Source organism: Lysobacter claricitrinus (assembly GCF_045866565.1).
GTDB lineage: Bacteria > Pseudomonadota > Gammaproteobacteria > Xanthomonadales > Xanthomonadaceae > Cognatilysobacter > Cognatilysobacter claricitrinus.
In genome coordinates this window covers 1-2,916 of sequence record NZ_BAAFZV010000013.1, presented here as the reverse complement: position 1 = coordinate 2,916, position 2,916 = coordinate 1, and the positions used below count along the sequence as shown (strand labels likewise).

Sequence of the window (2,916 nt, the reverse complement as noted above, 5' to 3'; positions counted from 1 at the left end):
CGCCTGCAGCATTTCGTTCTAGTGGTTGCGTGACATGCACGCTGCGCTACTTTCTGCTGCCTCGGCTGTTTTCGCAGCGGCTTCGGAAAGATCACGCTGCGCCTCGCTGTATCTGGCGGAAGAAACGCGCTTGTAGCTTCTGGCGGCATCTCGCCGCGCACCACGGCTGCCGGCCTTCGGTCTTGCTTCGGCTACATCCAGCGGGGCGCTTCTTGTTTGGTCCGGCCGCAATTTCGCGCTTGGTGTATCCGGCGGCATCCCGAGGCGCCCTGCCCCGTTCCTCGCCTTCGGTCGCACGGTGCTTTGCGGTAGTCTCGCGTCGAACTAGTCGTTCAACCCGACGCCGCTTCGCGGCGCGGGTCAACTCCGGTGTTAGCGCCCATGGGTAGATACCTGCAGCACCTCGGAGCCGCTATCGGGCCTGCGCTTATGGGACTACCTGCTGGCGCTCTTGTCGTCGGCCTCACGGCAGCAGCCTATTCCGTCCGTCCGCACGAGTTCAGTGATATATCGGCGTTGATAGCCTTAGCCGGCTTCTACTCTCTCTGCGCCGTAGCGATCGGGGCTCTTCCGTGTGTCGTCTATGGCGCCCCGCTCTACGCGCTGAGCAGCATGTCCGGGCGAGCGTCCTACCCACTTTCTCTCGCCATTGGAGCGGCACCAGGCGTTGTCCTGTTAGCCACGGCTGGAGATTGGTTCGTGCTGGTGTGTGGCTCAATGGCAGCTGTGTGCACGCACTTCTGCGCGAGTGCGCCGCGTGCCAAGCCGGGCGCTAACAATTCGTCCAAGCCGACGCCGCTTCGCGGCGCGGCTTAACTCAGGTGTTAGGTGCCGCAGGCAACAAATCGCCATCTTGAGGAAAGGTCATGCATCAATCTCGGCTGTGCGCACTACTGATTGACTGCAACACAGCCGATGTCGATCAGGCTGCTCAATTCTGGGCTGCCGCGCTGGGAAGAGCCGTGGACCCGGATCACCCTGGCACGCGTGGCCACTACCGCATGCTCGAAACCCCGCCTGATGAGCCCATCGTGCAGATTCAGCGCGTCGCTCATGAACCGTTGGGCGTAGCCGTGGAAAGCTCGGCGGCACCTAACAATTCGTCCAAGCCGACGCCGCTTCGCGGCGCGGCTTAACTCAGGTGTTAGGCGTCTCGGATGGAACTTCAGGAACCGTGGTACGCACCCGCCAACGCTCAGGCACTGGAGGAGCAGTTGCGCGCCGAGGTCCAGCTTGGTCACGCGCTCCACAACGTCCCGGTCGAGGCAATCGCTGCACGACAAGACCGAGATGATGTGCTGTTCGCCCTGAAAGACGGCTCCGCCCGCGTGGCGGTTGTACATCTTGCATACGCGGCGAACTCCGACGCTCGGTGGCCGTCGGCAACCTTCTTCGCCGATATGGCAAGCTGGCTTGCGGAAGGGATGGCGCGGGACTGTGAAGAGTTCAACGCCTAACAATTCGTCCAAGCCGACGCCGCTTCGCGGCGCGGCTTAACTCAGGTGTTAGGCCGCGCGGGAGGAAACGTGCTCATCGAACAGCTAGCACTGCTCAGTGCCATCTTGTTGGGCTTCTCGTTGGCAGGCGGCGTCTTTGCTTGGCTCGCCTGGCACACGTATAAGGCGCGGCGGCTTCCGGGCGTCGCAGTGTTGTGGCTTGCTAGCGCGGCAGCGGGCGCGAGCGTTTTGGCGGCATGGGCATACGCGGCCGCGCCGCCGGGCGTTGCGCCGCGGCCATTCGCTATTGGCCTTCCGTTGCTCCTCGTGTCGTTTGCGGGCGCGGGAATCCCGTCCATTCGTCGGGCTCGAGCTGGAGCCAAATTAACGGCGCCGGTGCTGCTGTCGGCAACTGCGCTTCAACTCGCCGGAGCTCTGGCGTTCGCGTTGCTTCTGGTCGCAAAAGATGCGCTTCCGGTCCACGTCTAGCGGTAGAGCTGGGCCGCGCCCTAACAATTCGTCCAAGCCGACGCCGCTTCGCGGCGCGGCTTAACTCAGGTGTTAGGCGCCACAAATACGGAGTCGCGTCTGATGCATTCACTAGCGCGTTTCAGCCTCCTAGCAATGTTCAGCCTCATTCTCGGCGTGCTGCTCGTGGCCAGCCATGAACCACCGTGGGCCACCGCCGTCATCCTGGCGGGCGCACTCGTTGTTCTGATCGGTCCGGAAAGCGTTCTGGCAAAGAGTCGCACTAGGAGAAAGGTCCCGCGGGCGGCGTGGGGCCACCCGAGCGATATCCTTCACCTCAACAAGTCCGAATGGTTTCGCCTTGTTGCCTTCGCCGGGCTGGGCGTCGCGCTCTTCCTCATTGGGTTGCTCAGCCCTTCGGGTGGCGCCTAACAATTCGTCCAAGCCGACGCCGCTTCGCGGCGCGGCTTAACTCAGGTGTTAGGCGGCTTATGATCCGATTACGCGTTCTGAACCTGCTAACAACCGCGCTGTGTGCGGCTTCGGGTATCGCAGCTCTTTCGGGGTGCGCGCAAGTCGAGCCCGGCTTTATTCAGTTTCAAACGTGCGTGATAGATGCTGACGGCTTGAAAACGTTCAGATCCACGCTGAAAGACTTTGCTGAAAGTCATAGAGGTCGCTACGTGGAGGCGGGTATAGCTTCACAGCGCGATTTAGTCCGCACGAACCAGCTAGCGAAATCATTGCGGCTGGAGGGCGACTATCTAGTCGCAGCAGTGCTATTCAATGAAGATGCATTCGTTGCTCGAAGCTCAAGGCCATATCCGTACGACGTGAGGCTCGGGTTTCCTGAGGTCTCAGGGGACTCGCGAAACCTGGCGAGGCGCCTAATTTCGCAGCTTCGGCGGAAGTGGCAGGTCAGGATTGCACTCCCTAATATGCGAGTCGAGCGGGATCTCACTTGTGGCCGTCTCCCGGTAACACCGCCTAACAATTCGTCCAAGCCGACGCC

At 61.7% G+C, this 2,916-nt stretch carries 4 protein-coding genes; all 4 read left to right on the top strand.

From position 1 onward, the window contains the following. Positions 1-866: 866 nt before the first annotated feature. The 4 genes from ACKTTN_RS14625 to ACKTTN_RS14610 all read left to right on the top strand — a co-directional run bounded on the left by ACKTTN_RS14625 (position 867) and on the right by ACKTTN_RS14610 (position 2,336). Complete coding sequence (locus ACKTTN_RS14625) at positions 867-1,136, top strand: VOC family protein (RefSeq protein ID WP_407910638.1); 270 nt, start codon at positions 867-869, stop codon at positions 1,134-1,136. A gap of 21 nt (positions 1,137-1,157) precedes the next feature. Further along, positions 1,158-1,457: a hypothetical protein gene (locus ACKTTN_RS14620; protein WP_407910637.1), complete on the top strand. Its 300-nt coding sequence runs from the start codon at positions 1,158-1,160 to the stop codon at positions 1,455-1,457. A gap of 69 nt (positions 1,458-1,526) precedes the next feature. After that, positions 1,527-1,925 carry a hypothetical protein gene (locus ACKTTN_RS14615; protein WP_407910636.1) on the top strand — a complete coding sequence of 133 codons (399 nt, stop codon included), beginning with the start codon at positions 1,527-1,529 and terminating at the stop codon, positions 1,923-1,925. Between the two features lie 135 nt (positions 1,926-2,060). Then, complete coding sequence (locus tag ACKTTN_RS14610; RefSeq protein ID WP_407910635.1) at positions 2,061-2,336, top strand: hypothetical protein; 276 nt, start codon at positions 2,061-2,063, stop codon at positions 2,334-2,336. The last annotated feature ends 580 nt before the right edge of the window (positions 2,337-2,916 follow it).

What these genes read in the sequence shown, in the direction of transcription:
- ACKTTN_RS14625 (WP_407910638.1), top strand. Translation starts at nt 867, where the DNA reads ATGCATCAATCTCGGCTGTGCGCACTACTGATTGACTGCAACACAGCC.
- ACKTTN_RS14620 (WP_407910637.1), top strand. Translation starts at nt 1,158, where the DNA reads ATGGAACTTCAGGAACCGTGGTACGCACCCGCCAACGCTCAGGCACTG.
- ACKTTN_RS14610 (WP_407910635.1), top strand. Translation starts at nt 2,061, where the DNA reads ATGTTCAGCCTCATTCTCGGCGTGCTGCTCGTGGCCAGCCATGAACCA.